We start from the raw sequence: 26,930 nt of genomic DNA, 5'->3' as shown, positions 1-26,930 counted from the left end.
TGCCGGATGGGGGCCAGGGCTCCCCCATCCGGTCAACCGTTACTTGGCCGACTTGATCGCAGCGCCGAGTTTCTTGGCGGTGTCGGCCGGATCGGCTTTCGGGTCGTTGATGTAGTTGGTCACGACGTCAAAGAACGCACCTTGCACGGCCAGCGTGGTGGCCATGTTGTGCGCCATGCTTGGCTGCAGGCCGCCGTTCTTGGCGTCAGCCAGGAAGTCTTTGGCTGCGGTCTGGGCGCAGGAGTCGAAACCGTAGGATTCCATTTTGTTCAGCATGTCGTTGCGCACAGGGATCGAACCCTTGTTGATGCTGAACACTTTCTGGAAGTTTTCACCCAGCACGACTCTGGCGATGTCCTGCTGACCGGCTGCAGTGCCTTTGTCTTTCTGCTTGAACACCGCCAGGGAGTCGATGTTGTAGGTAAAGGCTTTGTCGGTGCCCGGGAAGGCTACGCACTCGTAGTCTTTGCCGGCGACTTTCTTCGCGGCGGTCCACTCGGACTTGGCCCAGTCACCCATGATCTGCATACCGGCCTTGCCGTTGATGACTTTGCCGGCTTCGAGGTTCCAGTCCTGGCCTTTGCCGTCGACGTCCATGTAGGTCGCGACTTTCTTCAGCTCGGTCAGCGCCTTGACCATTTGCGGGCCAGTCAGCGCGCCGTTGTCCAGGTCAACCAGGGCTTTCTTGTAGCCATCGGCGCCCATCACCGACAGAACGACCGCTTCGAACACGGTGCTGTCCTGCCAAGGCTGGCCACCATGGGCGAGCGCGATGAAGCCAGCGGCCTTGAGCTTGTCGCCGGCGGCGTAGAATTCTTCGAGGGTGGTCGGGTTCTTGGTGATACCGGCTTTCTTGAAGACTTCCGGGTTGATCCACAGCCAGTTCACGCGGTGGATATTCACCGGAACGGCAACGTAGTCACCGTCGTACTTCACGGTATCGGAGACTTTCTTGTCGAGCAGGGAGTCCCATTTTTCTTCTTTGGCCACGTCTTTGAGGACGTCGGTGTCGAGCAAGCCGGTGGATGCCCATTCCTGGATGTCCGGGCCTTTGATCTGGGCTACGCCGGGTGGGTTGCCGGCGACCGCGCGGCTTTTCAGCACGGTCATGGCCGTGGCGCCACCGCCACCTGCGACAGCACCGTCTTTCCAGGTGAAGCCGTCTTTTTCAACTTGGGCCTTCAGGACATCTACAGCCGCTTTTTCACCGCCCGAGGTCCACCAATGCACAACTTCAACCGTCCCTTTCGAGTCGGCGGCAAATGCACTGAGGGGAAACAACGAGGCAATGGAAATAGCGACGGCGAGGCGATTAATCGCGTTCATCTGAGTACCTTTTCTTGTTGTTATGCATGCAAGTCTGGAGCTTGCGCTGCACGGAGTTTAAACAGGGAATTTTTAAGCGCAGGTAACAAAGGGATGCACAAATGTCACCACTTGGTGACATAGCACCCGGAGCCCAACGCACTGGCCATGCTCGGCGCCAACGGCAGCGCCGGCAGCAGGACCGCTTGCCAGGCATGGTACAGGTCCGGTTTGCCGCCCCAGATCTTGCTGCTGGGCTGGTTGTGCGGGCTGAGTTCGTGGTGCCAGCTGCCGTGGGTACGGTCGATGAAATGGCTGTCGCAAAACTCCCAGAAGCGCCGGTACCAGGTTTCGTAATGCGGCTCGAAGGTGCGTTTGAGCAAGGCCTGCGCGGCGGCGCTGGCTTCGGCGTGGGTCCAGTGCAGGCGTTCGCGCACTACCGGGCGCTGGTTCCAGTCCAGGGTGTAGACGATGCCGGGGGCGCCATCCACGGCCCAGGCGCTGTCGCAGGCGCTGGCGAACAGGCCTTTGGCGTCGGTCACCAGCCAGTCCGGTGTGGCCAGCCCGGCCCGCAGGCGCGCAGCCTCCAGGTGCAATAGCAGCCGCGCCCACTCGAAGCCGTGGCCGGGGGTCACGCCATAGGGGCGGAAGCCGTCGGCGGGGTTGTCTTCGTTGTAACCGCGCAAGGGTGTCCACTGGGCGTCGAAATGCTCGATCACCATGAACCGGTTGCCGGCGGCGTGGGTGTGGATCACGCGCTCGACGATGCGCAGCGCGCGGTCCAGCCAGCGTGTGTCGGCGGTGACGTCGGCCAGGGCGAGGAACGCTTCCGTCGCGTGCATGTTGCTGTTGGCGCCGCGATAGGCTTCGACGCCGCTCCAGTCCTGGGCAAAGGATTCGAGCATGACGCCCTCCTCCTCGCTCCAGAAAAACTGCTCGATGATCTGGATCGCGTCGTTCAACAGGGCTTGTGCGCCGGGTGCGCCCGCGACCACCGCAGAACTGGCGGCCAGGGCGACAAAAGCGTGCAGGTAGGCAGCCTTGCCCGTATTGCCATCCACAGCGTGGGGCGCGGCGAACCAGCCACCGTGCGCGTTATCGCGCAGCGCGCCGCTGAGGGCGGCCACCCCATGCTCGACCAGCCCGGCATAACCGGGCAACCCCATCGCGTGAGCCATGGCGAAGCTATGGGTCATGCGCGCGGTGTTCATGGTCTCGGCAACGGCATCGGCCGGCAACTGGCCTTTATCGTCCAGGTTGCCGAACCCGTCGGGCAGGCGCGAAGCCTTGGCGAATGACAGCAGGCGCTGGCCTTCGCTGGCGAGCCAGGCGTGGTGGGCAGGCGCGTTCAGCCAACTGCTGGCAGGCAGTGGTTGGGTGGTCATGGGGAGCCCTTATTATTGTTTGTGGGATGACCGGAGTCTAAACAAGGGCGAGGTGAGCACATGTAACGAAGGACAAGGCAAATGTCACCAGATGGTGACATTTGCCCAAACCCTTTACTGACCGATCGGCGTGACCGCGGCCGGCGCATTGAGGCGCTGGTTCAGGTTCTGCATCTGGCTCTGCAAGGTGGTGATATTGCGGGTGGTCTGGATGCGGAACACATCGAACTCTTTATTGGTCGGCGCGTCGCTATTGCCCGGCTGGTTGTCCTGCGCGCTCTTTAGCACCACTAGGTCTTGTTCAAGACGGGCGATGGCTGCACTCGGGTTGCCCTGTTTCTTCAGGGCCGCCACATCGGCGACCAGTTCCCGGATCTCGGCATCGTGCTTGGCGGCCTCACCTTGTGCGGCCTTGAGGCTGGCCACGGCGTCGGTCAACGCCTGCACCTGGCCTTGCAGCTTGGCGTTGGCGTTGGACAGGTCGGTGGTGCTGGCGGTCATCTGGGCCAGGCGCTTATCCAGTTCGGTGGCCTGGCCGGCCACGCCGACTTGCTGCTTGCCCTGCTCCAGCAACTGGGTTTCCAGCTGCTTGATCTGCAGTTTCAGCGCTTCGCTGCCGTTGTTCACGCTGGCCTCACTGGCCACGAACTTGCCGGAAATATCCTGCAGGCGCCCCGCCGCTTCTTCGCTGATGCGTGCAAAACTTTCCTGGGTGGCAACCAGTTGCTGACCCATCAGGGAGATCTGCTGGAAGCTCCACCAGGCCAGGCCGGCAAAGGCGATCAGCAGCGCGCCGACCAAGGCCCACAGCGGCCCGGTACTGGCGCTCTTGACCTTGACCACAGGGGTATTGCGCGAACGCACGGAGGTGGCGGCGGTCGGCACGAAATCATCATCGTCCAAGGAGTCGGCCCGCAGGCTGGGAACATTGTCGAAATCGTCGTTGGCATCGTTACGCATGAATCAACCCTGAATCGGTGAGATAGCTATCTGAAAAGCCGAGCGGCGGCAGTATAAACCGCTGTCCTACCGCACTGATCGACCTGGAACCCTGAATTCGGTTCCCGATGTGTTGCTGCTTGTGAGCTTACTTCAGCCCCGGTTCCTGGGCCTTCCACCAGCTGCAGAACTCGTCGAGCGCGGTCCACAGGCTGACCTTGGGGTCATAGTCGAGATAATGCCTTGCGCGGCTGATGTCGAGGGTGAAATCTTTGTTCATCACCTGCATGCCCAGGCGCGACAACGCCGGCTCCGGGCGCCCGGGCCACAGCGCGCAGAATGCCTCGTTCAACGCGGCGATACTGTAGGACAAACCGTAGGACCGATACCGCGTCACCTGGGGCAAGTCCATCTGGCGCATCACGTAGTTCACCACATCCCACACCGGCACCGGGGTGCCGTTGCTGATGTTGTAAGCTTTGCCCAGCGCCGAGCCGGTGGCGAGCAGACTGCTGAGCAGCGCTTCGTTGAGGTTGTGGACGCTGGTGAAGTCGACCTTGTTCAGGCCGTCGCCGACGATGGCCAGGCGGTTCTTGCGCTGCATTTTCAGCAGACGCGGGAAGATGCTCATGTCGCCGGCGCCGGTGACAAAACGCGGGCGCAGGGCCAGGACTTCGAGGCCGAATTCCTGGGCACCGAACACCTTTTGCTCGGCCAGGTACTTGGTGGCGGCATAAGGATGCTTGAAGCGCTTGGGCACTTGGTCTTCGGTCAGCCCCAGGTGGTCGCGGCCGTCGAAATAGATCGACGGCGACGACAAGTGAACCAGGCGCCCGACCCGTTGCTTGAGGCAGGCTTCGACAACGTTCTCGGTCACCAGCACATTGCCTCGATGGAAATCCTGAGCGCGCGCCCACAGCCCGACAGCGCCGGCGCAATGCACCACGGCTTCGACATCGCGGCACAGTTCGCGCACCAGGTCGGCATCATTCAAATCACCCTGGATAAACTCGGCACCGCGCCGTACCAGGTGTTCCACACCTTCGGCGCGCCGCCCGTTGACCCGCACGTCCAGGCCCTGCTCCAGGGCGAAACGCGCAAAGCGCCCGCCGATGAAGCCGCTTGCGCCGGTGACCAGAATCTTCATGTATTACTCCGTGTTCTTTCGTTTTTCATCGCTGTTGCCTTGACGCCCGCCATCAGTCCAACGGCACCAACCATTGACCACAGGCCTGGGCCAGATGGTCGGTCAACAAACCCAACAGTTGCCCGCCACTGCGCCAATGATGCCAGTACAGCGGCACATCGATGGGCTTATCTGGCAATAACTCGACCAATACGCCTCTTTGCAGCTGGTCGCCGACCTGCAGTTCGGGCACCAGGCCCCAACCGAGCCCGGCTTCCGCCAAGCGGATAAACCCTTCGGACGACGGGCACAAATGGTGCTCGAAACCGCCGTCCACCCCGAGCGCGGCCAGGTAGCGGTGTTGCAGGAAATCGTCCGGGCCGAATACCAAGGCCGGCGTGCGCGCCAGTTGATCGGCGCGCACACCGTTGGGGAAGTGCCGTGCGATAAACGCCGGACTCGCCAGCGCCCGATAGCGCATGGCGCCCAGCAACAGGCTGCGCGCCCCGGCCACCGGGCGTTCACTGGCGCAGATACAGGCCGCCACTTCACCGGCGCGCATGCGCTTGAGGCCGACGGTCTGGTCTTCCACCACCAGGTCCAGCAGCAAATGCTGCTCGGCGCAAAAGTCGCTGACGGCCTCGGCCCACCAGGTGGCAAGGCTGTCGGCATTCAACGCGATGCGCAGGCGTTCGGGCATGCCTTCTTCATCCAGCGCCGGCACCTGGCTTTGCAAGTCGCGCTCCAGCAGCCGTACCTGTTGCACATGGTTGAGCAGGCGCCGGCCGATATCGGTCGGCGTCGGCGGTGTGGCCCGCACCAGCACCGGCTGGCCGATCCGTGCCTCCAGCAGCTTGATACGCTGGGAGATCGCCGATTGCGACAACCCCAGCACCTGGGCACCGCGCTCGAAGCCGGCTTGTTCCACCACCGCCGCCAGGGCGGAGAGCAATTTATAGTCAAACATCAGTTTCTCTAATGAGCGATCAGCAATATTGGTTTTTCTTATACAGCTATGCCAGGGAAGATAGCCAGCATCGTTTCGGCTTGAGCAAGGATCTTCAACTATGTGGCAAAGCTATATGAACGGCCTGCTGGTCGCGTTGGGGCTGATCATGGCCATCGGCAGCCAGAACGCCTTTGTGCTCGCGCAAAGCCTGCGTCGTGAACACCACCTGCCGGTGGCGGCCCTGTGCGTGGTCTGCGATGCGCTGCTGGTGGCCGCCGGGGTATTCGGCCTGGCGACGATACTGGCGCAAAGCCCGATCCTGCTGGGGATTGCCCGCTGGGGCGGTGCCGCGTTCCTGCTGTGGTACGGCGCCTGCGCGCTGCGGCGGGCCTGTTCGAAACAGAGCCTCGACCAAGGCGACGCCCTCAAGGTGCGCTCATTGCGCGCCGTGTTGCTCAGCGCGTTGGCGGTGACGTTGCTCAACCCCCACGTTTACTTGGACACCGTGCTGCTGATTGGCTCGCTGGGCGCCCAGCAGACCGAACCCGGCGCCTATGTGGCCGGCGCGGCCAGCGCTTCGTTCCTGTGGTTCGCCACGCTGGCGCTCGGCGCCGCCTGGTTGGCCCCGTGGCTAGCACGTCCGGCGACGTGGCGTCTGCTCGACCTTCTGGTGGCGGGGATGATGTTCAGCGTGGCCTATCAATTGATCAGTGCATGATGAATATTCCAAAACGCTCTGGAACCTCTATCCCACACAGTTGTTGCGTGGTTTTGCCACACCCCGAGTGCTATGATCCGGACCCGGCGCCGCAAAGAGTACAAACTCCCCGGCGCTTGTTTGGCCGCCCGTGATCGGCCTTGCGCTCACCGCAACTGACCTGATTAGGAGAATCATCATGGCTTTCGAATTGCCGCCGCTGCCCTACGCACACGATGCCCTGCAGCCGCACATTTCCAAGGAAACCTTGGAATACCACCACGACAAGCACCACAACACCTATGTCGTGAACCTGAACAACCTGGTGCCTGGCACCGAGTTCGAAGGCAAGACCCTGGAAGAAATCGTCAAGTCTTCTTCGGGCGGCATCTTCAACAACGCCGCTCAGGTCTGGAACCACACCTTCTACTGGAACTGCCTGGCGCCAAACGCCGGCGGTCAACCGACCGGCGCACTGGCTGAGGCCATCAACGCTGCGTTCGGTTCGTTCGACAAGTTCAAAGAAGAATTCACCAAGACGTCCGTCGGCACCTTCGGTTCCGGTTGGGGCTGGCTGGTGAAAAAGGCTGACGGTTCCCTGGCCCTGGCCAGCACCATCGGCGCCGGCAACCCGCTGACCAGCGGCGACACCCCGCTGCTGACCTGCGACGTCTGGGAACACGCTTACTACATCGACTACCGCAACGCCCGTCCAAAATATGTGGAAGCGTTCTGGAACCTGGTCAACTGGAAGTTCGTGGCTGAGCAGTTCGAAGGCAAGGCCTTCACTGCCTAAGCACCCCTTGCAGTAAAAAGAGCCCGGCGATTGCCGGGCTTTTTTTTTGTGCGTTCGACGGCGGCGCCAGCCGGGCATGACGGAACCAACTGCGCGGAAATTGCCACCCAGGCAGTGAGAGGAATGTCCCTTTCATTCAATGTCGGAGAATTAACTTATGATCGCAGGCGCAGCAGGATTAGGAGCAGCAGCCTCCGCAGCCGCAGCACTCGCCCCCGTGCTAATGCCGTTGTCTGAACAGGCCGCCGGTATGGCCATGAATGTCGCAAAAGACCTTCTGAAAAACGCAACGAGTGCTGCCGGCAGCGCAACGAATCAACAGCAGCAAATCAAATTCTGATTGGGAAAGCGTGAACGGTGGCGGAGCAAAATCAGTCCGCCATCACTTGAATTCCCCCCTCGCCTGACGACCCCGCCCGCAACAGACCGGCCCACCATGGCGTCATGGAGCATCGCGCCGCAATGTTCCTTTGACTGCCATCACCAGATTGCCAATACTCATGGCATATTGAAGGCCACCCGCATGAGACAAGGAATGCCCCTTTGAAGCTGGAACTCAAAAACAGCTTGTCGGTGAAGTTGCTACGGGTTGTGCTGCTGTCGGCATTGATCGTGGGCGTGGCGCTGAGCGTGGCGCAGATCGTTTTCGATGCCTACAAGACGCGCCAGGCCGTGGCCGATGATGCCCAGCGCATCCTCGACATGTTTCGCGACCCCTCGACCCAGGCCGTCTACAGCCTGGACCGCGAGATGGGCATGCAGGTGATCGAAGGTCTGTTTCAGGACGACGCGGTCCGCATGGCCTCCATCGGCCATCCCAACGAAACCATGCTCGCGGAAAAAAACCGCGCCTTGCAGCAATCCTCCAGCCGCTGGTTGACCGACCTGATTCTCGGCCAGGAGCGCACGTTCACCACCGCCCTGGTCGGCAAAGGCCCCTATAGCGAGTATTACGGCGACCTGAGCATCACGCTCGACACGGCCACCTACGGCAAGGGTTTCATTGTCAGCTCGGTGATCATTTTTATTTCCGGGGTGCTGCGCGCACTGGCCATGGGCCTGGTGCTGTACCTGGTGTATCACTGGCTGCTGACCAAGCCGCTGTCGCGGATTATCGAGCACCTGACCTCGATCAACCCCGACCGCCCCAGCGAACACAAGATCCCCCAGCTCAAGGGCCACGAACGCAATGAACTGGGGCTGTGGATCAATACGGCCAACCAGTTGCTCGAATCCATCGAACGCAACACCCACCTGCGCCATGAAGCGGAATCCAGCCTGCTGCGCATGGCCCAGTACGACTTTCTCACCGGCCTGCCGAACCGCCAGAAACTGCAGGAGCAACTGGACAAGATCCTGATCGACGCCGGCCGTCGGCAGCGCCGCGTCGCCGTGTTGTGCGTGGGCCTGGATGACTTCAAAAGCGTCAACGAGCAGTTCACCTACCAGGCCGGCGACAAACTGCTGCTGGCCCTGGCCGATCGCCTGCGCGCCCACAGCGGCCGCCTCGGCGCCCTCGCCCGCCTCGGCGGCGACCAGTTCGCCCTGGTGCAGGCCGATATCGATCAGCCCTACGAAGCCGCCGAACTGGCGCAAAGCATCCTCGATGACCTGGAAGCGGAGTTTGCCCTCGACAGCGAGCAGATTCGCCTACGCGCCACCATCGGCATCACCTTGTTCCCGGAAGACGGCGACAGCACCGAGAAACTGCTGCAAAAAGCCGAACAGACCATGACCCTGGCCAAGAGCCGTTCGCGCAACCGCTATCAGTTCTATATCGCCAGTGTCGACAGTGAAATGCGCCGACGCCGCGAACTGGAGAAAGACCTGCGCGACGCCTTGAGCCGCAACCAGTTTTACCTGGTGTACCAACCGCAGATCAGCTACCGCGACCACCGTGTGGTCGGCGTCGAAGCGTTGATCCGTTGGCAGCACCCGGAACACGGCCTGGTGCCGCCGGACTTGTTCATCCCCCTGGCGGAACAGAACGGCACGATTATCGCGATCGGTGAATGGGTGCTCGACCAGGCCTGTCGACAATTGCGCGAATGGCACGACCAAGGCTTCACCGAGCTGCGCATGGCGGTCAACCTGTCCACCGTGCAACTGCACCACACCGAATTGCCACGGGTGGTGAATAACCTGATGCAGATCTATCGCTTGCCACCGCGCAGCCTGGAACTGGAAGTGACCGAGACCGGCCTGATGGAAGACATCAGCACCGCCGCCCAGCACCTGCTGAGCCTGCGCCGCTCCGGTGCGCTGATCGCCATCGATGACTTCGGCACCGGCTATTCATCCTTGAGCTATCTGAAAAGCCTGCCGCTGGACAAGATCAAGATCGACAAGAGCTTCGTGCAGGACCTGCTCGACGATGACGACGACGCCACCATCGTGCGCGCGATTATCCAATTGGGTAAAAGCCTGGGCATGCAGGTGATCGCCGAAGGCGTGGAAACCGCGGAACAGGAGGCTTACATCATCTCCGAGGGCTGCCATGAAGGTCAGGGCTACCACTACAGCAAACCGTTGCCGGCACGGGAATTGGCGGCGTATTTGAAGCAGGCCGAACGCAATAACGCGGCCATTCTCTGACACGACCAAACGATAGTTGAGATTTCCCTCGTATAACCCTTTACAGAAAATGCAAATCTTTCGCATTATGTTGCAGTTTTGCGCGGCCCCCGCGCGCCCTATCAACGACCGATGCAGGATGTTCGCCATGATTCGTATGCCCCTGGCCACCGCCAGTCTGTTGGCCATTGCCATTTCGCTCGCCGGTTGCGGCGAAGGTAAAGACAAGGCCGCCGCGCCCCAGGCGCCGACCCCGGCCGCCAGCACTGCCGCTCCGGCGGCTGCCACCCCTGCCGGCCAGGTCGACGAAACCGCCGCCAAGGCCGTGGTCGCGCATTACGCTGACATGGTGTTCGCGGTGTACAGCGATGCCGAGTCCACCGCGAAAACCCTGCAAACCGCGATCGACACCTTCCTCGCCAACCCGAACGACGAGACCCTCAAAGCCGCCCGTACCGCCTGGGTCGCCGCGCGCGTGCCGTACCTGCAGAGCGAAGTGTTCCGCTTCGGCAACACCATCATCGACGACTGGGAAGGCCAAGTGAACGCCTGGCCCCTGGACGAAGGCCTGATCGACTACACCGACAAATCCTACGAGCACGCGCTGGGCAACCCAGGCGCCACGGCCAACATCATCGCCAACACCGAGATCCAGGTCGGCGAAGACAAGGTCGACGTCAAGGACATCACCCCGGAAAAACTCGCCAGCCTCAATGAGCTGGGCGGTTCCGAAGCCAACGTCGCCACCGGCTACCACGCCATCGAATTCCTGCTGTGGGGCCAGGACCTGAACGGCACCGGCCCGGGCGCCGGCAACCGGCCTGCGTCGGACTATATGACCGGCGACGGTGCAACCGGTGGCCACAACGAGCGCCGCCGCACGTACCTGCGCGCCGTGACGCAGTTGCTGGTCAGCGACCTGGAAGAAATGGTCGGCAACTGGAAACCCAACGTCGAAGACAACTACCGCGCCACGCTGGAGGCCGAACCGGCCACCGACGGCCTGCGCAAAATGCTGTTCGGCATGGGCAGCCTGTCGCTCGGCGAACTGGCCGGTGAGCGCATGAAGGTGTCCCTGGAAGCCAACTCGCCGGAAGACGAGCAGGACTGTTTCAGCGACAACACCCACAACTCGCACTTCTACGACGCCAAGGGCATCCGCAACGTCTACCTGGGCGAGTACACCCGCACTGACGGCAGCAAAATGACCGGCGCCAGCCTGTCATCCCTGGTGGCCAAGGCCGACCCGGCCGCCGACGCCGCGTTGAAAGCGGACCTGGCGGCGACCGAAGCGAAGATCCAGGTCATGGTTGACCACGCCAACAAGGGTGAGCACTACGACCAGTTGATCGCTGCGGGTAACGACGCGGGCAACCAGATCGTGCGGGACGCCATCGCCGCACTGGTCAAGCAGACCGGTTCGATCGAAGCGGCTGCCGGCAAGCTGGGGATCAGCGATTTGAACCCGGATAGCGCTGATCACGAGTTCTGATCACTGCCGACGCCTAAGTGCCATAAAGAATGCCCCGACTCGCTCGGGGCATTTTTTTTACGCCCGCAGTCGAAGGCATTACACCCGAATGATAAAAATCTGCGGCGACGCGATGGGCGTCGTCAGTTGGATGCCGCCGATCAGCGGTACCAGGTTATGACTGGCCTCAGCCTGGGCGACCAGGGTTCGCGTCGGCTCATCCATCAAGCTGCGGTAGGGCGCAACCTGCGCGTCGGCGGCAATCCGCTCACCGACCACACGCCGCGTTCTCAACCAATACAGCCTGACATCCCCCGCACGCCGGAACAGCAACTCGCCGGCAACGTCATAGCCGCCAAGCACGCCGTAGCGACAGCGGCTCACCACCTCGCTCATCAAGCTCCGCAACCAGCCGGCCGAGCCGGGCGGGAGCGCGTTGAACAGCGGCACCGCGACGGGCTCCGGACGAAAGTCCAGGCGGCGGTAATGCCCGGGCGCGGTCGGCAACAGCCAACTGCCGTCGCTGAGCGTGTGGGTGGGCGGCAGCAACGAAAACGGATCGGCCAACCGCCCCTGCGCCGTGGGCAGCCAGAACTGCCAGTCCCGCAGGGTGCGTATCAGCGAGCGCAGGCCCAGTTGGGTCAAGCCCCCCGGGTTGGCCCGATTGAACAGGATCTGGGCGAGTTCGACTTGGCTGCGGGTGGCCAACAGCGCAAACGCCTCGCGCACATAGGCGGTGACCAGTTTTTTCAAGGCCACGCCACTGGCGACGACCCACAGCCCGTCACCGGTGGCAAACTTCACCTGTCGGGGCTGATTGTAAATGCCGGAGCGCAGCAGGTTTTCCAGATCCAGGAAATGCATGGCCGGCCGCCTCGGGTCACGAATCAATACGTCGTTGGGCGCGCTGGGGTCGCGGGGCAAAATCGCGAAATAGCGCTGGTCCATCTTGATGTATTCCTGCCCCAGCCACTGCGGATCACCGGCAACCCGCCGATAGATGCCCCGCGTCGCATCCACCACCTCGAGTTCGGCCACGTCGAGGGTTCTGCCCCACTCGATGAATTGTTCGTTTGCAGGACGCACCACCGTGGCCTCGGGCGCCGCGACACGGGTACTGGCGCGTGGTGGCGTCGGTAGGCTCGGTGGCAGCTCGGCGGGCGGCGGATGGCGGGTCGCCACCACCGGCAGGTCTGGCAGATCAATCCCGTCCAGACGCCACTGAAACCGCAGAAGCGGTACGTTCAGATAGGTCTCGAAGGCCGCCGTGGAGAGCCTCAGCCGCAGGTTTTCGACCAGGGCCAGCCGATATTCGATTTCGCGCCCCGCCGGGAAGTTGAACGACTCAAACACGCGTCTGGCCTGCACCTCATCCAGCCGAGGGTAAAGGTTCCTGAGGGCACGCTCCGGCGCGTTGCCGCCCTTGAGTCCGGCTAGCGGATGGGAACCTATTTCCCACTGCCCCGACGCATTCCGCCGAATCGGCGCGTAGTGATATTGCGTCAGCTTGCGTGCGTCCCTGAGCCGCCAGGCGGCTTTGTCGCCGTCATCGAGGATCGAGTACCAACGCCCACCGTCATTGAGGAAGTAGTGCTGGGCACCCGCGGCGTTCGAGGGCGCGTGATACACGCCCTGGCCTTCCCATCCGGCCAACGGCGCCACACCCTCGGGCTTTTTCCCCAGCGCCATCTCCGCCGGCAACGCCCTTGGCCGGGAGCCCGCCACCGGTGCGCGGGCGCCGACCGCGCCGTCCACCAGCGCACCGACCAGCTCGCCCAGCGAGCGCACGAACGACTGTGCGGCACCGGCGCGGTCGCCCAGGTCCAGCGCCTCGACGGCGTTGAACACCGAAAACAGGCTGCGCGCCAAACCGATCGGCAACATGATCCTGACCGGCAGCACCATGGACAGCACGTCGAAGGCCACGGTGGCGACGTTCAGGCCGGTTTCGATGTCGACTTGCCGGGTGCTCTTCGCTTGCGCGGCGGCGTCGTTGATCACGCAGTTCGCTTCAGCCTCATAAGCCTCCTCGAAGAAGTCGTCGGCAATCCGGCTCAGGCTCACCATCGACACGTCGCCGCGGCCCCTGAGCACGGCGCGGACGTGAGGCTCGAAGGCCCGTTCCACGCGCCCTAGCAGGTAGGCGCGCCAGCTGCTGTTGATGATGAAGTCGCTCATCAGGCGGTCTTTGGCGTACTCGTGGAACACGCGACCGTCGGGCGCCTGCGGGGTGTACACAACGATCGAGCCGACCCCGGCGGCGGCCGTGCCGAACAGCAGTACCCCGCGCACGCGCTGACCGCGCAGTTTCAAGTGCTGCACGAGAATCCGATGCCCGTCGACGCGCTCGCGCCGATCACTGTCGACGGGGGCATCGAGCACCGCCCGCACCCAATTGAAGCCACGGGCCAGGCGGTCCGGGAGGAAGTCGCCGTGGATCTTGGCCTCGATGGCGTCGAGACGCAGTTGCCGCCGCATGACTTGGCCATAGGTGTGTTTTTGCGCGAGCGCAGCCGGCGAGGTGATAAGGCGGTCCTTCAGAAAGGCGTCGTAGCCTTGTCCGACATTGACCGCGCGTACCAGATCCTTGACCTGTTGCAGGGTCAGCCCGTCATAGGCCGGGGCCGCTTCCAGATCTTCGGGGAGCAGTGCTTCATCAGGCTTTTTGCGCGTGTTTTCACTGAGCCTGGAAAAGTGCGTGAAGTTGAAATCCAGCCCGCCGAGATTCTCCAGGGCCAGTTCGGTCAGCGTGCGGCTTCGCTGCCGGAACAACGCTGTACCGGGCTCGCGCGGCGCCGGAGCAGGCGCGCCCGGAACCACGACAGTCGCCGGCACGAACGGTTCTTTGGTGTGTACGCGGACAGTGTCGGGGTCGATGTCCAGTGCATAGTCAGCCTTGAGGCGAATGCGCAGCTGTTGGTTGGCGTATGCCAGCAGCGTCGGTTTATCACTGAACTGCGCCAGCGACGGCAAGCCCTCGGCGTCCGGCAGACGCGACAGCAGCTCGTAATAATCGGCCATCGCGGCGCGCCACGCCTGTTTATCGGCGGGGGATGCGTCGTGCAGAAAGGTCCGGAGCTGCGCCTGTCCGCGCTTGATTTCGCGGCCCCACAACACCCCGCCAGCACTGAAAAGGCGAGCGGGGTCCGTGACCCGGTCCAGCACCTGCGGCAGCTCGGCCACTTCAATGGGGTCGACCGGTGATGGGTAGCGCAAAAGGGTTGAGGTGAAGTTGTCGAGCATCAACCGGCATTGCGCCTCGACACTCTCAACGAACGGCGACTCAAGCTGTTCGTGGTAGACCACCTGCCCCGTGGTCTTGAGCTGACGATGCAGGGCCAAGCCTTGCGCCTGATCCGCCACCGCCAGGCCAGCGAGCACAGCGGCGAATTCGACAGGGTGGTTCAAACGCCGATGCAGCTCCCGATCCAGGCTGGCCAGGGAGTCAAACGCTTCAAGCCCGGAGTCCGGCAGAAACAGCAGCAGCGTGCCGACGTTCATGCTTGGATCCACGGGGCGCACCCGAGCCGGCTCGACCGCCTCCTGCGCCCTCACCACGGCTTGTTCCGGGTCTCTGGAGGTCAGCACAAAGGCGCCGCGCAAGGTCAGGTCCGCAGCGCCGGGAGCTCCCTTGAGGGCAACCGCGTAGACACACGGCCGGTCAGCGCGCAGCGTCTGTCGTGCCTGGGCGTGCGGGTGACGCAGCACCAGGGCGAACAGGTCCTGGTCAGCGGGGCTGAGCAAGCGGTCGGCAGCCAGTAGCGCCACTTCGGTTTTCAGCAGTTCGATACGGGTTTGCACCAACCATTGTTTCTGCGTGCGCGCATCGGTCAGGCTGCGCGCGCGCGTCCAGAAGGCTTGCACGAAAGCGCTGTAAGAAGCGCTCAGCCCGGTGGCCAGGCGGTCAAGGAATTTATCCAGCCCGGCCGGGGTGATACCGCTCAAGGGCAGCAGCGCTTCGCCCGTCGCCGGCAGCCGATGCAGGGTCGCCATGCGCCCCGCATAACTCGCTGGCTGGTCAGCGGTGATACGTTGCACCACCGCATCGAACAGCGTGGGCAGCAACTCGGCCTCGGTGGGCGGTTGCGCCTCTGACGTCGCTGGCGGGATGGGCGTCTCCGGCAGTCGGATAAAGGCGTGGCGCACATCGAGGCTGGGCGTCAAGGTCGGGAATGCTTGCTCGAACGCATGCTGCACAAATGAATGGAACGTCGGTGGCGACTGAAACTGCTCGGCGATCTGGCGGTCGAGCGCCATTAACTGTTCGCGCAACGCGACCTGTTGCGGGGCATCCTTGACAGTTGGCGGTGCAGATAACAATAAATCAGACGGCATGGTGGCCTCTCGAATAGGAAACATACCGACCCATCGTGCCTAAGCCCCCCCTGAACCATGCGCTACATAGCTACGCGCCGCCGATCGGCGGCCAAGGTTTACATGCCCTGCACCCCAGGTAGAATGGCGCCCTTCCCCTGTCACCCGAGCAGACTTCATGGCGTTGCCGACCCTTCGCATCATTGGCTTCATCATCGGCATCTTCCTGATCACCCTCGCGATCGCCATGGTCGTTCCGATGGTCATCCTGGTGATCTTCGAACGCACCAGCGACCTGCCGTCGTTCCTGTGGGCCAGCCTGATTACCTTTATCGCCGGCCTGGCCCTGGTGATTCCCGGTCGCCCGGAACATATCCACCTGCGTCCCCGGGACATGTACCTGCTGACGGTGAGCAGTTGGGTGGTGGTGTGCATCTTCGCCGCGCTGCCGTTTTTCCTGACGCAGAACATCAGCTACACCGACTCGTTTTTTGAAAGCATGTCCGGCATCACCGCCACCGGTTCCACGGTGTTGAGCGGGCTGGACACCATGTCGCCCGGCATTTTGATGTGGCGTTCGCTGCTGCACTGGCTCGGCGGGATCGGCTTTATCGGCATGGCGGTGGCGATCCTGCCGCTGCTGCGCATTGGTGGCATGCGCCTGTTCCAGACCGAGTCCTCGGACCGCTCGGAAAAGGTCATGCCGCGTTCGCACATGGTGGCGCGGCTGATCGTGGCGGCGTATGTGGGCATCACCATCCTTGGCAGCCTGGCGTTCTGGTGGGCCGGGATGGGCTTGTTCGATGCGATCAACCATGCGATGTCGGCGATTTCCACCGGCGGGTTTTCCACCTCCGATGAGTCCCTGGCGCACTGGAAACAACCGGCGGTGCATTGGGTAGCGGTGGTGGTGATGATCCTCGGCAGCCTGCCGTTCACCCTGTACGTCGCCACGTTGCGCGGCAACCGCCGGGCGTTGATCAAGGATCAGCAGGTGCAGGGTTTGCTCGCCTTGCTGTTGATGACCTGGCTGGTGCTCGGCACCTGGTACTGGTGGACCACCAACCTGCACTGGCTGGATGCGCTGCGCCATGTGGCCCTGAACGTGACGTCGGTGGTGACGACGACCGGTTTTGCACTGGGGGACTACAGCCTGTGGGGCAATTTCTCACTGATGCTGTTTTTCTACCTGGGTTTTATCGGCGGTTGCTCGGGGTCAACGGCGGGCGGGATCAAGATCTTCCGCTTCCAGGTCGCCTATATCCTGCTCAAGGCCAACTTGAACCAGTTGATTCACCCGCGCGCGGTGATCAAGCAGAAGTACAACGGCCACCGTCTCGACGAAGAGATCGTGCGTTCTATCCTGACCTTCTCGTTTTTCTTCGCCATCACCATTTGCATGATCGCCCTGGCCTTGTCGCTGCTCGGCCTGGACTGGATGACCGCGCTGACCGGCGCCGCCAGCACGGTATCCGGGGTCGGCCCGGGCCTGGGCGAAACCATCGGCCCGGCCGGCAACTTCGCCAGCCTGCCGGACGCGGCCAAGTGGATCCTGGCGCTGGGCATGCTGCTCGGCCGGCTGGAAATCATTACAGTCTTTGTTCTGTGCATCCCGGCGTTCTGGCGTCACTGACCGTCGACGTATCCAGCAAGCGCGCGCGGTACTCGCCGGGCGTGGCGTCGAACCAGCGGCGGAAGGCGCGGAAGAAGTTGCTCGGGTCGGCAAAGCCCAGCAGATAGGCGATCTCCAGCAGGGTCATGCTCGGCTGCGCCAGGTATTGCTCGGCCAGTTCGCGGCGGGTGTCGTCCAGCAGGGTCTGGAAACTGGTGCCCTCTTCCTGCAGACGCCGCTGCAACGTGCGTTGGGACAGGTGCAGGGTCTGGGCCACCACTTCGCGCTTGGGTTCGCCCTGGGGCAACAGGCGGCACAGCACCTGCCGCGCCTTGTGGGTCACGCGGCTTTCGGAGAAGCGCGCCAGGTATTCACCGGCAAACCGGTCGTGCAGCAGCGCCATTGCCTCATTGGCGGTGGGCAGCGGCGCCTCCATGTCGGCGCGCTCGAAAATCAGCGCGTCATAGGCCGCGTTGAATTCCAGGGGCGCATGGAACGCCTGTTTGTAGGGCGCGAGGTCGGCGGGTTGCTCACCTTGCAGCAGCACCTTGCGCGGTTGCAGGGTACGCCCGGTCAACCAGCCGCACAGCGCCAGCGCACAGGCCAGCGAGGCTTCGGCGCTTTGCCGGGTGGGCGGCAGGTGATCGCCATGTACTGTCAGAATCAGCGCATAGCCTTCGGGTAATAATTGGAAACTCAGGTCAGCGCTTTCGGCGATGATCCGCTGGTAGCGCACCAGGCGCATAAAGCCTTCCGCCAATGTGTTGCTGGACATCAGCGCGTAACCGGTCACGTGAAACGACGCCGGGCGCACCACTTTGCCCATGTTCAGGCCAATCGCGGGGTTGCCCGACAATTCCACGGCACGCTGCCACAGCCGCGTCATGGAGTCTTGCGGAAAGCGCGCATCGGGGTCGTTGAGGGCGGCATAGTCCAGGCCCAATTGTTTGAACAACACCTGGCAATCCAGGCCGTCCATTTCCAGTGCCTTGACTATCCCCATCGCCCAGCTTGCAGAAGTTGTTCGTTCGCTCATGGCGTCTTCTTAATAAAGCAGGCTGAAACCGCAGCCAGGAAGGCAAGGATACTAAAGTGGCATCTAATGTCACTGGCTGTTACCACTGATCACTCTAGACTTAAATAAGCTCCCCGCCGAACAACTGTTCGACGGCATAACAATCAGAGGGCCGACCACCGTGGGAAATACCAAGCAATTCAATAGCTTCGCCGAGTTTTACCCGTATTACCTGAAAGAACACGGCAACAGCACCTGCCGGCGCCTGCACTTTATCGGCACCACGCTGGTGATTGGGCTTCTGGCGTATGTGCTGGGCAAAGGCGCCCTCGGCCTGCTGATTGCGGTGCCCATCGCCGGCTACGGCTTCGCCTGGGTGGGCCACTTCTTCTTCGAAAAGAACCGCCCGGCGACCTTCCAGTATCCGTTCTACAGCCTGCTCGGGGATTTCGTGATGTACCGCGACATGATCCTGGGCAAAGTGCCGTTCTAGCCGTGCGACGTCTGGTCACTTGTGCTTTAACGATGACGCTTTGTCCGTCCGTCGATATAAAAGTCTTTTTGTCATTTACAGTGCTGTATCCTGCCAAGGCTTTTTGAGAGCGCGGAATCACCTGCGATTGAAAAAACAGACTTTGCGAGGAGCGACGACGATGCACGAGATACCTAATCTCCCCTTCCCAAGCCTGCACCCAACAGAGCAGCCAACACCGCAGCAGGCCGGCGACAAGCAGCCTGAGGCCAAAGAAGCAAAACCAGTCGACCGCGAAAGCCAGGACTGACGCCGTACCAGACCGTGTGGAAAGCGCACCTTTGAGCGCTTTCCACACTGCCTGAAATTCCCGAGATACCCGCCATGACCGACAACCACTCCGATAGCCCCAACGCCGCCATACTCGACACTGCCCTGCAGATGGTCGACGTATGGAACCGCCTCAACGCGGACAAACAGGCCCTGCTGCTCAAGCGCTTCGGCACCCAGGAAAACGCCCTGGCCGCCCTGGTCACCACGCAATTGCTCGCTCCTGCCCGGTCCTGACGCGGTTTAGACCGACGTTTTGGCTTTTTACTGCCCTGCGCGGGCCAAAGCATCGGTATCATTAGCAGCCTATCTTTACCTGCTGCGACAGTGGACCCTTCCCATGCCAGATACCCAGCGCCCCATGGCGGTCACGCTGCAAGTTGTTTCCATCGTGTTGTTCACCTTTATCGGCTACCTGAATATCGGCATTCCCCTGGCCGTGTTGCCGGGCTATGTCCACAGTGAGCTGGGCTTTGGCGCGGTGATCGCCGGGCTGGTGATCAGTGTGCAATACCTCGCCACCCTGCTGAGCCGGCCGTATGCCGGGCGCATCATCGATAACCTGGGCAGCAAGCGCGCCGTGCTGATCGGCCTGGCGGGCTGCGGCCTGAGCGGCGTGTTCATGTTGCTCGCGGCGTGGTTTTCCAGCCTGCCGGCACTGAGCCTGGGTAGCCTGCTCATCGGCCGCCTGGTGCTGGGCAGTGCCGAAAGCCTGGTAGGTTCGGGCGCCATCGGCTGGGGCATTGGCCGGGTGGGGGCGGCGAACACGGCGAAGGTCATCTCGTGGAACGGCATCGCCAGCTATGGCGCCCTGGCGGTCGGCGCGCCGTTGGGGGTGCTGCTGGTGCGTCACCTCGGCTTGTGGAGCATGGGCGTGAGTATCCTGCTGCTGGCGGCGCTGGGCCTGCTGCTGGCGTGGCGCAAAGAGCCGACACCGATTGTCGCCGGGGTGCGCCTGCCTTTCATGAATGTGCTGGGCCGGGTATTGCCCCACGGTTGCGCACTGGCGCTGGGCTCCATCGGCTTTGGCACCATCGCCACCTTCATCACCTTGTATTACACCACCCAGCATTGGGATAACGCGGTGTGGGCACTGAGCCTGTTCGGCGCCAGTTTTATCGGCGCGCGCCTGTTGTTCGGCAATTTGATCAACCGCATCGGCGGCTTTCGCGTGGCGATCGCCTGCCTGTCGGTGGAGGTGCTGGGCTTGCTGCTGCTGTGGCTGGCGCCGGATGCGCCGTGGGCACTGGCGGGCGCGGCGTTGAGCGGCTTCGGTTTTTCTTTGGTGTTTCCGGCGCTGGGAGTGGAGGCGGTCAATCTGGTGCCTGCGTCCAGCCGGGGTTCGGCGGTGGGCGCGTACTCGCTGTTCATCGACCTGTCGCTGGGGATCACCGGCCCGCTGGCCGGGGCCGTGGCGGCCGGCTTTGGCTTTGCGTCGATCTTCCTGTTCGCCGCCCTCGCCGCTTTGGTCGGGTTGCTGCTGAGTGTCTACCTGTACCGGCAAGCACCCAAGGCCCGCGAGGCGCGCGACGCCTAGAAGTCGACCTTGCCGCGCCCGGCCTTGATGCTGCCGCGCTTGGTCTTGGATTCGAGGCGGCGTTTCTTCGAGCCCAGGGTCGGTTTGGTCGGGCGGCGTTTCTTCTCCACCTTGGTGGCGCTGAGGATCAACTCCACCAGGCGCTCCAGCGCATCGGCGCGGTTCTGTTCCTGGGTGCGGTATTGCTGGGCCTTGAGCACCAGCACGCCGTCGCTGGTAATCCGACTGTCGCGCAGTGCCAGCAAGCGCTCCTTATAGAATTCCGGCAACGACGAGGCCGGAATATCAAAGCGCAGATGCACCGCGCTCGACACCTTGTTGACGTTCTGCCCGCCGGCGCCCTGGGCGCGAATGGCGGTCAGCTCGATCTCGGCGTCGGGCAAGTGGACGTTGTTGGAAATCACCAGCATGAGCAACGGGTTCCTCTAAGGGGAGCCCAAGGATACGCGAATGCGCCCCGCCCATCCCTTCAAACGACAAACCCGGCACGCGGCCGGGTTTGCTCAACAGCATCGAAGGGTTACTCCAGCGCGGCCATCGCCAGACGCTGATCCGCGCGGCGCTTGTTCTTGATCCAGTAACACAGCCCCATGAACGCCACCCACACCGGGATCGCATACACCGAGACCTGAATCCCCGGAATCATCAGCATGATCACCAGGATAAACACCACGAACGCCAGGCACAGGTAATTGCCATACGGATACCACAGCGCCTTGAACAACGGCACCTGGCCGGTGCGGTTCATGTGCTGGCGGAACTTGAAGTGGGAGAAGCTGATCATCGCCCAGTTGATCACCAGCGTGGCCACCACCAGCGACATCAGCAGTTCCAGCGCGTGTTGCGGGATCAGGTAATTCATCAGCACCGCCACCAGGGTGATCGCCGCCGAGGCGAGGATCGAGCGCACCGGCACACCGCGCTTGTCGATCTTCGCCAACACCCGCGGCGCGTCGCCCTGCTCGGCCATGCCCAGCAGCATGCGGCTGTTGCAGTAGGTGCCGCTGTTGTACACCGACAGCGCGGCGGTCAGCACCACAAAGTTGAGGATATGCGCGGCAGTGTTGCTGCCGAGCATCGAGAACACCTGCACGAATGGGCTGCCGCTATAGGCATCGCCGGACGCATTGAGGGTCGCCAGCAGGCTGTCCCACGGCGTCAGCGACAACAGCACCACCAGGGCGCCGATGTAGAAGATCAGGATGCGGTAGATCACCTGATTGATCGCCTTGGGAATCACAGTGCGTGGCTGGTCGGCTTCGGCCGCGGTAAAGCCGAGCATTTCCAGGCCACCGAACGAGAACATGATGAGCGCCATGGCCATCACCAACCCACCGACACCGTGGGGGAAGAAGCCGCCGTGTTCCCACAGGTTACTCACCGAGGCTTGCGGGCCGCCGCTGCCGCTGACCAGCAGGTAGCTGCCCAGGGCGATCATGCCGACGATGGCCACCACCTTGATGATGGCGAACCAGAACTCAGCCTCGCCGAAGACTTTGACGTTGGCCAGGTTGATCAGGTTGATCAACACGAAAAACGCCGCCGCCGACACCCAGGTCGGAATCTCCGGCCACCAGTAATGCACGTATTTGCCGACAGCCGTCAGCTCCGACATGCCCACCAGGATGTACAGAATCCAGCAGTTCCAGCCCGACAGGAAGCCGGCGAAACCGCCCCAGTATTTGTGGGCAAAGTGGCTGAAGGAGCCGGCTACCGGCTCTTCGACGATCATTTCGCCGAGTTGGCGCATGATCATGAAGGCAATGAAGCCGCAGATGGCATAGCCCAGGATCATCGACGGGCCGGCGGATTTGAGCACCCCGGCCGAACCCAGGAACAGGCCGGTGCCGATGGCGCCACCGAGGGCGATCAACTGGATATGACGGTTTTTCAGGCCACGTTTCAGTTCGCCTGAAGAGGAATCGGGTCCACTCATGAAAAGGCTCTCACGCAAGGTTTGATGATGTTGAATGCAGGTTGCTGCCTTGTTGTTCGACTCAAGCAGCGCCGCTCAAACCCCAGCGCAGGCACCAGGAATACAGCGTCGTTCTATCGGTCATGCGTCACCTGTTTGTTTTTATCTGTGACGAAATCGAACCCGTCTGGCTCGTGGCCAGGCGGAGTGATCAGGGTGGATTAACCCTGAGGTCTTGGCCTTTTGCGCGGTTACGCAAGGGGGTCACAGTAAAACGCGGCGCATTGTACACCGCTCGACCGCTTGCGGACGGCCCTCGCGAGCCTCCGCGACAATCTGTCAGGTATTCCTTACAGCGCGGTGCTGGCCCGATACCGCAGGCCTTTTGCGTAAATCAATCGTTACAGCGCGGAAAATCGGCGTTACACCCAGCCAGTATCTGTCAGTTCACAAAAAATTGGCGGTAGGACATATCCGAACACTCGCCTGCCCCAGTGCGCTGTTTTGCATGGGGAAAAAATGGCGCGTCAAAAACAGAACAAAAAATCCAAATGAGACCGTGTCAATAAAATTTTTGCATTCCGAAACACTCTCACCTAGGTTCTTTCACTTGCCCAGCGAAGCCCGCGGGTAAGCCGTTCTCAAACAACGTCCTCTAGGAGATACACCATGCAAGCACTGGAAAACGACCTGGAAACCGAACTGCAACTCGACGATTGGTTTGAAGCGCCGACCCATGAGGCCGCCGTTGAAATGATGCAAGCCGATGCCGTGGTGCCTTTTGGCACCGCGATGTGGCCGTTCTAACCCTCGGCAGGCATCCGGCAGGTGCAGTGCGCTGCACCTGCCCCCTTACCCAAGGCACACAAGGACACCCGTCATGGACAAGGCCCGCGCCGTCGAACACTTTCTCTACTACCTCGCCCACCATCCGGCCCTCAGCGGCTTGAACCGGCCGACCGTGCTGCTGGGCCATACCGAACGCTACGAGGCGATTGCCCAGGCGATCAGCCTCGGCAGCGCCGCCCGCTTCAACTTCCAGGTGCAGCGCCTGGACCTGGCCGCCAGCGACACCCTGGCCGAAGCCATCGAAACCTGCGACCTGTACCTGTTTTTCTACGACGCCTCGACCCTGCCCAACCCCCGCGCCGAAGGCCCGGACTTTATCCGCGCCTTGCATGGCGTAATGGCCGAGCACTGGAAAAAATCCCTGCTGTTCAAGGACTACGGCGACTACTTCTACGACACCTTCAGCGTCGAGCCGCAACGCATCGCCGACCTCAACGCCACGCTGATCCGGCGCATGTCCCAGGCCTCGGTGCTGAGCTTCAGCGATCGGCACGGCTCACGCCTGCGAGCACCGCTGAGCAGCATCAAGAAGTGGACCAATATCAACGGCATCGGCAACCACGACCTGGCCCCCGGCGAGATCGCCACCCACAGCGAAGCCATCAACGGCCAGGTGCGGTTTGTCGGCACCTTCCTCAGCACCATCCCCTTCGCACGCAAATATGGCGTGCTGCAATCACCGCTGGAGCTGTGGATCGAAAACTCGACCATCTGCAGTGTGGCCAGCGACGTCCCGGGGCTGGCGGACGATTTCAACAAGTACCTGAACGCCAACCCATCGAACCGCCGCGTGGAGGAACTGGGGATCGGTACCAATGAAGGGGTCAAGGATCTGTATGCGCGCAACGCCGGGTTCGAAGAGCGTCACTGCGGCCTGCACCTTGGGTTGGGTGGCGGGCAGAAAGGCAGTCATCACCTGGATTTGATCTTCGCCAGCGGGGTGTTGGCGCTGGATGACAAGCCGGTGTTCGATGGCACCTTTGCGTTCTGATCAGATCCAACTGTGGGAGGGGCGATGCGACGATTCGACTTGCTCCCGATAGCGGTGGTTCAGTCAATGCATGTGCAAGCAGATAGACTGCTATCGGGAGCAAGCTCCCTCCCACAGTTGATGGCATTGCAAATGCAGATCCAAAAAAAACGCCAACCCGAGGGTTGGCGTTTTTATGCAGCGCTTACATCACTGCGGTTTCTTGCGACCAAAACCCGGGCGTTGACCGGAACCGGCCGGCGCGCCACGGCGCTTGCCCGAGGGCTCGTCCGCCACCAGTTTCAGGCCTGGGCGCTTGTTCGGCGCGGGCTTGGCTGGGCGCTTGGTGCTGGCGTTGTCGGCCGGGCGACCTGCGGGCGCACCGCGACCGGCTTCACCGCGATTACCGCGACCACCGCTTGGCGCTTCGCCACGGCCGGCAGGACGCGGCGTGCGTGGCGCACGTTCGCCTTCCTGACGCGATGGCGCGGTTGGACGACGCTCGCCTTCAATGTGCGGCTCACGGGAAATCCGCCCGCCGGTAGCCGGTGCATCCAGCGCTGGGCGCAGGGTGCGGGCAACGCGTTCGGTGCGGGCCACCGGGCGCGACGATTTACGCTGCATGCGTTCGAGCTTGTCTTTGCTCTTGGCGTTCATCTGCGGCATCGCGACCGGCGTCAGGCCGACTTCGGCGCTGAGGATGTCGACTTCGTACTGGCTCATTTCGCGCCAGCGGCCCATCGGCAGGTCGGAGTTGAGAAACACCGGACCGAAGCGCACGCGCTTCAGGCGGCTGACCACCAGGCCCTGGGATTCCCACAGGCGACGCACTTCACGGTTGCGACCTTCCATCACCACGCAGTGGTACCAGTGGTTGAAACCTTCGCCGCCGGGTGCTTGCTTGATGTCGGTGAACTTGGCCGGGCCGTCTTCGAGGACGACGCCCGCTTTCAAGCGTTCGATCATCTCGTCGTCGACTTCACCACGCACACGCACGGCGTATTCGCGGTCCATCTCGTAGGACGGGTGCATCAGGCGGTTGGCCAGCTCACCGTCGGTGGTGAACATCAGCAAGCCGGTGGTGTTGATGTCGAGACGGCCGATGTTGATCCAACGGCCTTCTTTGGGCTTTGGCATCTTGTCGAACACGGTCGGACGGCCTTCCGGGTCGTCACGGGTGCAGATCTCGCCATCGGGCTTGTTGTACATGATCACGCGGCGCACCGATTCGGCGGCCTCTTCACGCTTGATGACCTTGCCATCAATGGTGATTGCATCGTGCAGGTCGACGCGCTGGCCGAGGGTGGCCTCGACGCCGTTGACCTTGATGCGCTTCTGGGTGATCCAGGCTTCGACGTCGCGGCGCGAGCCCACGCCGATACGCGCCAGCACCTTTTGCAGTTTTTCGCCTGCTGGGCCGATTTCCTGGCTGTCGTTCTGGTCTTTATCGTTCATCTTAAGCACCTCCCGGTGGGTCGATTCAGGCGTGGCCTGAAGAGTGTTGAAAGCGGGGCTTTGGCCGAATACATCGGCAAAGGGTCGCGAATCATACGCGCATGGCGCGCGTTGCGCATCAGAGGCTAGTCGATAAGTGCCGAGTCGGTGGTTTTTCCGCCGACCGGTGGTGCCCACCGGCTGTAGGAGCGAGCTTGCTCGCGAAAATCGTCAACGATAACGCGTGGAATCTGGTTGTCGGCGGTGTTCTTGGGTTTTTCGCGAGCAAGCTCGCTCCTACAGCCGGTGGGCGTCAGTCGTCGAGCTGGCGGCGCTCGGCCTCGATCGCTTCGGCCAGGGCACGGGCTTCGTCCTCTTCGTCGCTCAGCGGCGGCTGTTCGAGGGCGGCGACGGCGGCCAGGAGTTTTTCGCGGGCTTGGGCGACGCCGAGAATGTCTTCCTCAGGTTCCGCTTCGGGCTCCGGCTCGACTTCAACATTCACCTGGCTTTCGGGCTCGGCCGCGCCATCACGCAGCAAGTCATCGAAGTCGGTCTTGATCCCCTGCTCCATGTCATCCAGTTCCAGCAACAAGGTATGGAAACTGGTTTCGTCCTTCGGTTCTTCCGGCTCGGCCGTGGCATCGGCCAGTTCCTGCAGGCTCGCCGGGACCGGGGCGTCGTCGAAGTCGAGTTCCGGCTCGGTTTCCATCTCGCGCAATTCGGCCAAGGGCGGCAGGTCGTCGAGGTTTTTCAGGTTGAAGTGGTCGAGGAACACCTTGGTGGTGGCGAACATCGCCGGTTTGCCGGGCACGTCGCGGTAACCGACGATGCGAATCCACTCGCGCTCCAGCAACGTCTTGACGATATGGCTGTTGACCGCCACGCCGCGCACGTCCTCGATTTCACCGCGAGTGATCGGCTGGCGATAGGCGATCAGCGCCATGGTTTCCAGCATCGCCCGGGAATAACGCTGCGGGCGTTCTTCCCACAAGCGGCCGACCCATGGGGAAAACTTCTCACGTATCTGCAGGCGATAACCCGACGCCACTTCGCGCAGTTCAAAGGCACGGCCGTCGCAGGACTTGCGCAGGATCTCCAGGGCTTTCTTGAAGACCGGCGGTTCAGGACGCTCGGCCTCTTCAAAGAGTTCGAACAGGCGCTCCAGGGATTGCGGCTTACCCGAGGCCAGAAGAAAGGCCTCCAGCAGCGGGGCCAGTTCGCGGGGTTCAGTCAGATTCAT

Annotated in this window: 23 protein-coding genes; 12 read left to right on the top strand and 11 right to left on the bottom strand. The window is 62.3% G+C overall.

Translation table 11 applies throughout. From position 1 onward, the window contains the following. Nucleotides 1–39 precede the first annotated feature (39 nt). The 5 genes from AC07W0_RS18425 to AC07W0_RS18405 all read right to left on the bottom strand — a co-directional run bounded on the left by AC07W0_RS18425 (nucleotide 40) and on the right by AC07W0_RS18405 (nucleotide 5,722). Nucleotides 40–1,326, bottom strand: coding sequence for an ABC transporter substrate-binding protein (locus AC07W0_RS18425; protein ID WP_102617880.1), 1,287 nt, complete (start codon nucleotides 1,324–1,326; stop codon nucleotides 40–42). A gap of 104 nt (nucleotides 1,327–1,430) precedes the next feature. After that, nucleotides 1,431–2,690, bottom strand: coding sequence for a D-mannose isomerase (locus AC07W0_RS18420; protein WP_102617881.1), 1,260 nt, complete (start codon nucleotides 2,688–2,690; stop codon nucleotides 1,431–1,433). 114 nt (nucleotides 2,691–2,804) lie between these two features. Beyond that, entirely contained in the window at nucleotides 2,805–3,650 is an 846-nt protein-coding gene (locus AC07W0_RS18415) for an ATPase (protein WP_102617882.1), read from the bottom strand. Between the two features lie 127 nt (nucleotides 3,651–3,777). Continuing rightward, entirely contained in the window at nucleotides 3,778–4,776 is a 999-nt protein-coding gene (locus tag AC07W0_RS18410; RefSeq protein ID WP_017847179.1) for an NAD-dependent epimerase/dehydratase family protein, read from the bottom strand. Nucleotides 4,777–4,828: 52 nt separating this feature from the next. Next, nucleotides 4,829–5,722, bottom strand: coding sequence for a LysR family transcriptional regulator ArgP (locus AC07W0_RS18405; RefSeq protein WP_017847178.1), 894 nt, complete (start codon nucleotides 5,720–5,722; stop codon nucleotides 4,829–4,831). Between the two features lie 100 nt (nucleotides 5,723–5,822). Here AC07W0_RS18405 and AC07W0_RS18400 point away from each other — a divergent pair, with 100 nt between their 5' ends. The 5 genes from AC07W0_RS18400 (at nucleotide 5,823) to AC07W0_RS18380 (ending at nucleotide 11,263) form a co-directional block, all read left to right on the top strand. Next, nucleotides 5,823–6,422, top strand: coding sequence for a LysE/ArgO family amino acid transporter (locus tag AC07W0_RS18400; protein WP_017847177.1), 600 nt, complete (start codon nucleotides 5,823–5,825; stop codon nucleotides 6,420–6,422). Between the two features lie 178 nt (nucleotides 6,423–6,600). Continuing rightward, nucleotides 6,601–7,197: a superoxide dismutase gene (locus AC07W0_RS18395; RefSeq protein WP_017847176.1), complete on the top strand. Its 597-nt coding sequence runs from the start codon at nucleotides 6,601–6,603 to the stop codon at nucleotides 7,195–7,197. Nucleotides 7,198–7,354: 157 nt separating this feature from the next. Next, nucleotides 7,355–7,537, top strand: a complete 183-nt coding sequence (locus AC07W0_RS18390; RefSeq protein ID WP_102617883.1) for a hypothetical protein — start codon at nucleotides 7,355–7,357, stop codon at nucleotides 7,535–7,537. A 203-nt stretch (nucleotides 7,538–7,740) separates the two neighbouring features. After that, nucleotides 7,741–9,792, top strand: coding sequence for a putative bifunctional diguanylate cyclase/phosphodiesterase (locus tag AC07W0_RS18385; protein WP_017847174.1), 2,052 nt, complete (start codon nucleotides 7,741–7,743; stop codon nucleotides 9,790–9,792). A gap of 127 nt (nucleotides 9,793–9,919) precedes the next feature. Then, nucleotides 9,920–11,263, top strand: coding sequence for an imelysin family protein (locus AC07W0_RS18380; RefSeq protein WP_102617884.1), 1,344 nt, complete (start codon nucleotides 9,920–9,922; stop codon nucleotides 11,261–11,263). A 78-nt stretch (nucleotides 11,264–11,341) separates the two neighbouring features. Here the strand turns inward: AC07W0_RS18380 and AC07W0_RS18375 are convergent, their stop codons facing one another. Next, nucleotides 11,342–15,577: a dermonecrotic toxin domain-containing protein gene (locus tag AC07W0_RS18375; protein ID WP_173677817.1), complete on the bottom strand. Its 4,236-nt coding sequence runs from the start codon at nucleotides 15,575–15,577 to the stop codon at nucleotides 11,342–11,344. 157 nt (nucleotides 15,578–15,734) lie between these two features. Here AC07W0_RS18375 and AC07W0_RS18370 point away from each other — a divergent pair, with 157 nt between their 5' ends. Beyond that, the gene (locus AC07W0_RS18370) at nucleotides 15,735–17,189 is read left to right on the top strand and encodes a TrkH family potassium uptake protein (RefSeq protein ID WP_017847171.1); all 1,455 of its coding nucleotides are present in this window, start codon (nucleotides 15,735–15,737) and stop codon (nucleotides 17,187–17,189) included. Here AC07W0_RS18370 and AC07W0_RS18365 read toward each other — a convergent pair. Continuing rightward, on the bottom strand, nucleotides 17,146–18,204 hold the full coding sequence (locus AC07W0_RS18365; protein ID WP_102617886.1) for an AraC family transcriptional regulator: 1,059 nt from the start codon (nucleotides 18,202–18,204) through the stop codon (nucleotides 17,146–17,148). The two genes, AC07W0_RS18370 and AC07W0_RS18365, sit on opposite strands and share 44 nt — an antisense overlap. A 160-nt stretch (nucleotides 18,205–18,364) precedes the next feature. Between AC07W0_RS18365 and AC07W0_RS18360 the strand changes: the two genes are divergently transcribed. From AC07W0_RS18360 to AC07W0_RS18345, 4 genes are all read left to right on the top strand, one after another. Then, complete coding sequence (locus tag AC07W0_RS18360) at nucleotides 18,365–18,676, top strand: Mpo1-like protein (protein ID WP_102617887.1); 312 nt, start codon at nucleotides 18,365–18,367, stop codon at nucleotides 18,674–18,676. A gap of 160 nt (nucleotides 18,677–18,836) precedes the next feature. Further along, nucleotides 18,837–18,965, top strand: a complete 129-nt coding sequence (locus AC07W0_RS18355) for a hypothetical protein (protein ID WP_017847168.1) — start codon at nucleotides 18,837–18,839, stop codon at nucleotides 18,963–18,965. A gap of 74 nt (nucleotides 18,966–19,039) precedes the next feature. Further along, entirely contained in the window at nucleotides 19,040–19,222 is a 183-nt protein-coding gene (locus AC07W0_RS18350) for a hypothetical protein (protein WP_046382277.1), read from the top strand. Nucleotides 19,223–19,325: 103 nt separating this feature from the next. Next, nucleotides 19,326–20,522 (top strand): MFS transporter, encoded by a 1,197-nt coding sequence (locus AC07W0_RS18345; protein WP_102617888.1) that lies wholly within the window; start codon nucleotides 19,326–19,328, stop codon nucleotides 20,520–20,522. On the opposite strand, the gene arfB is transcribed toward AC07W0_RS18345, so the two are convergent. After that, nucleotides 20,519–20,932, bottom strand: a complete 414-nt coding sequence (gene arfB, locus AC07W0_RS18340) for an alternative ribosome rescue aminoacyl-tRNA hydrolase ArfB (RefSeq protein ID WP_017847165.1) — start codon at nucleotides 20,930–20,932, stop codon at nucleotides 20,519–20,521. The genes AC07W0_RS18345 and arfB overlap by 4 nt on opposite strands. A gap of 110 nt (nucleotides 20,933–21,042) precedes the next feature. After that, on the bottom strand, nucleotides 21,043–22,458 hold the full coding sequence (locus tag AC07W0_RS18335; RefSeq protein ID WP_102617889.1) for an amino acid permease: 1,416 nt from the start codon (nucleotides 22,456–22,458) through the stop codon (nucleotides 21,043–21,045). 648 nt (nucleotides 22,459–23,106) lie between these two features. Between AC07W0_RS18335 and AC07W0_RS18330 the strand changes: the two genes are divergently transcribed. After that, entirely contained in the window at nucleotides 23,107–23,244 is a 138-nt protein-coding gene (locus tag AC07W0_RS18330) for a hypothetical protein (protein ID WP_003175756.1), read from the top strand. A gap of 73 nt (nucleotides 23,245–23,317) precedes the next feature. Next, entirely contained in the window at nucleotides 23,318–24,277 is a 960-nt protein-coding gene (locus AC07W0_RS18325) for a CgnE/CgnB domain-containing protein (RefSeq protein WP_102617890.1), read from the top strand. Nucleotides 24,278–24,466: 189 nt separating this feature from the next. On the opposite strand, the gene rluB is transcribed toward AC07W0_RS18325, so the two are convergent. Both rluB and scpB read right to left on the bottom strand, forming a co-directional pair. Further along, nucleotides 24,467–25,711, bottom strand: coding sequence for a 23S rRNA pseudouridine(2605) synthase RluB (gene rluB / locus AC07W0_RS18320; RefSeq protein WP_017847162.1), 1,245 nt, complete (start codon nucleotides 25,709–25,711; stop codon nucleotides 24,467–24,469). A 292-nt stretch (nucleotides 25,712–26,003) separates the two neighbouring features. Further along, the gene (gene scpB / locus AC07W0_RS18315; RefSeq protein WP_046382275.1) at nucleotides 26,004–26,930 is read right to left on the bottom strand and encodes an SMC-Scp complex subunit ScpB; all 927 of its coding nucleotides are present in this window, start codon (nucleotides 26,928–26,930) and stop codon (nucleotides 26,004–26,006) included.

The sequence above is a fragment of the Pseudomonas sp. GW704-F2 genome, assembly GCF_059423025.1.
This window is presented reverse-complemented; position numbering and strand designations above follow the sequence as displayed.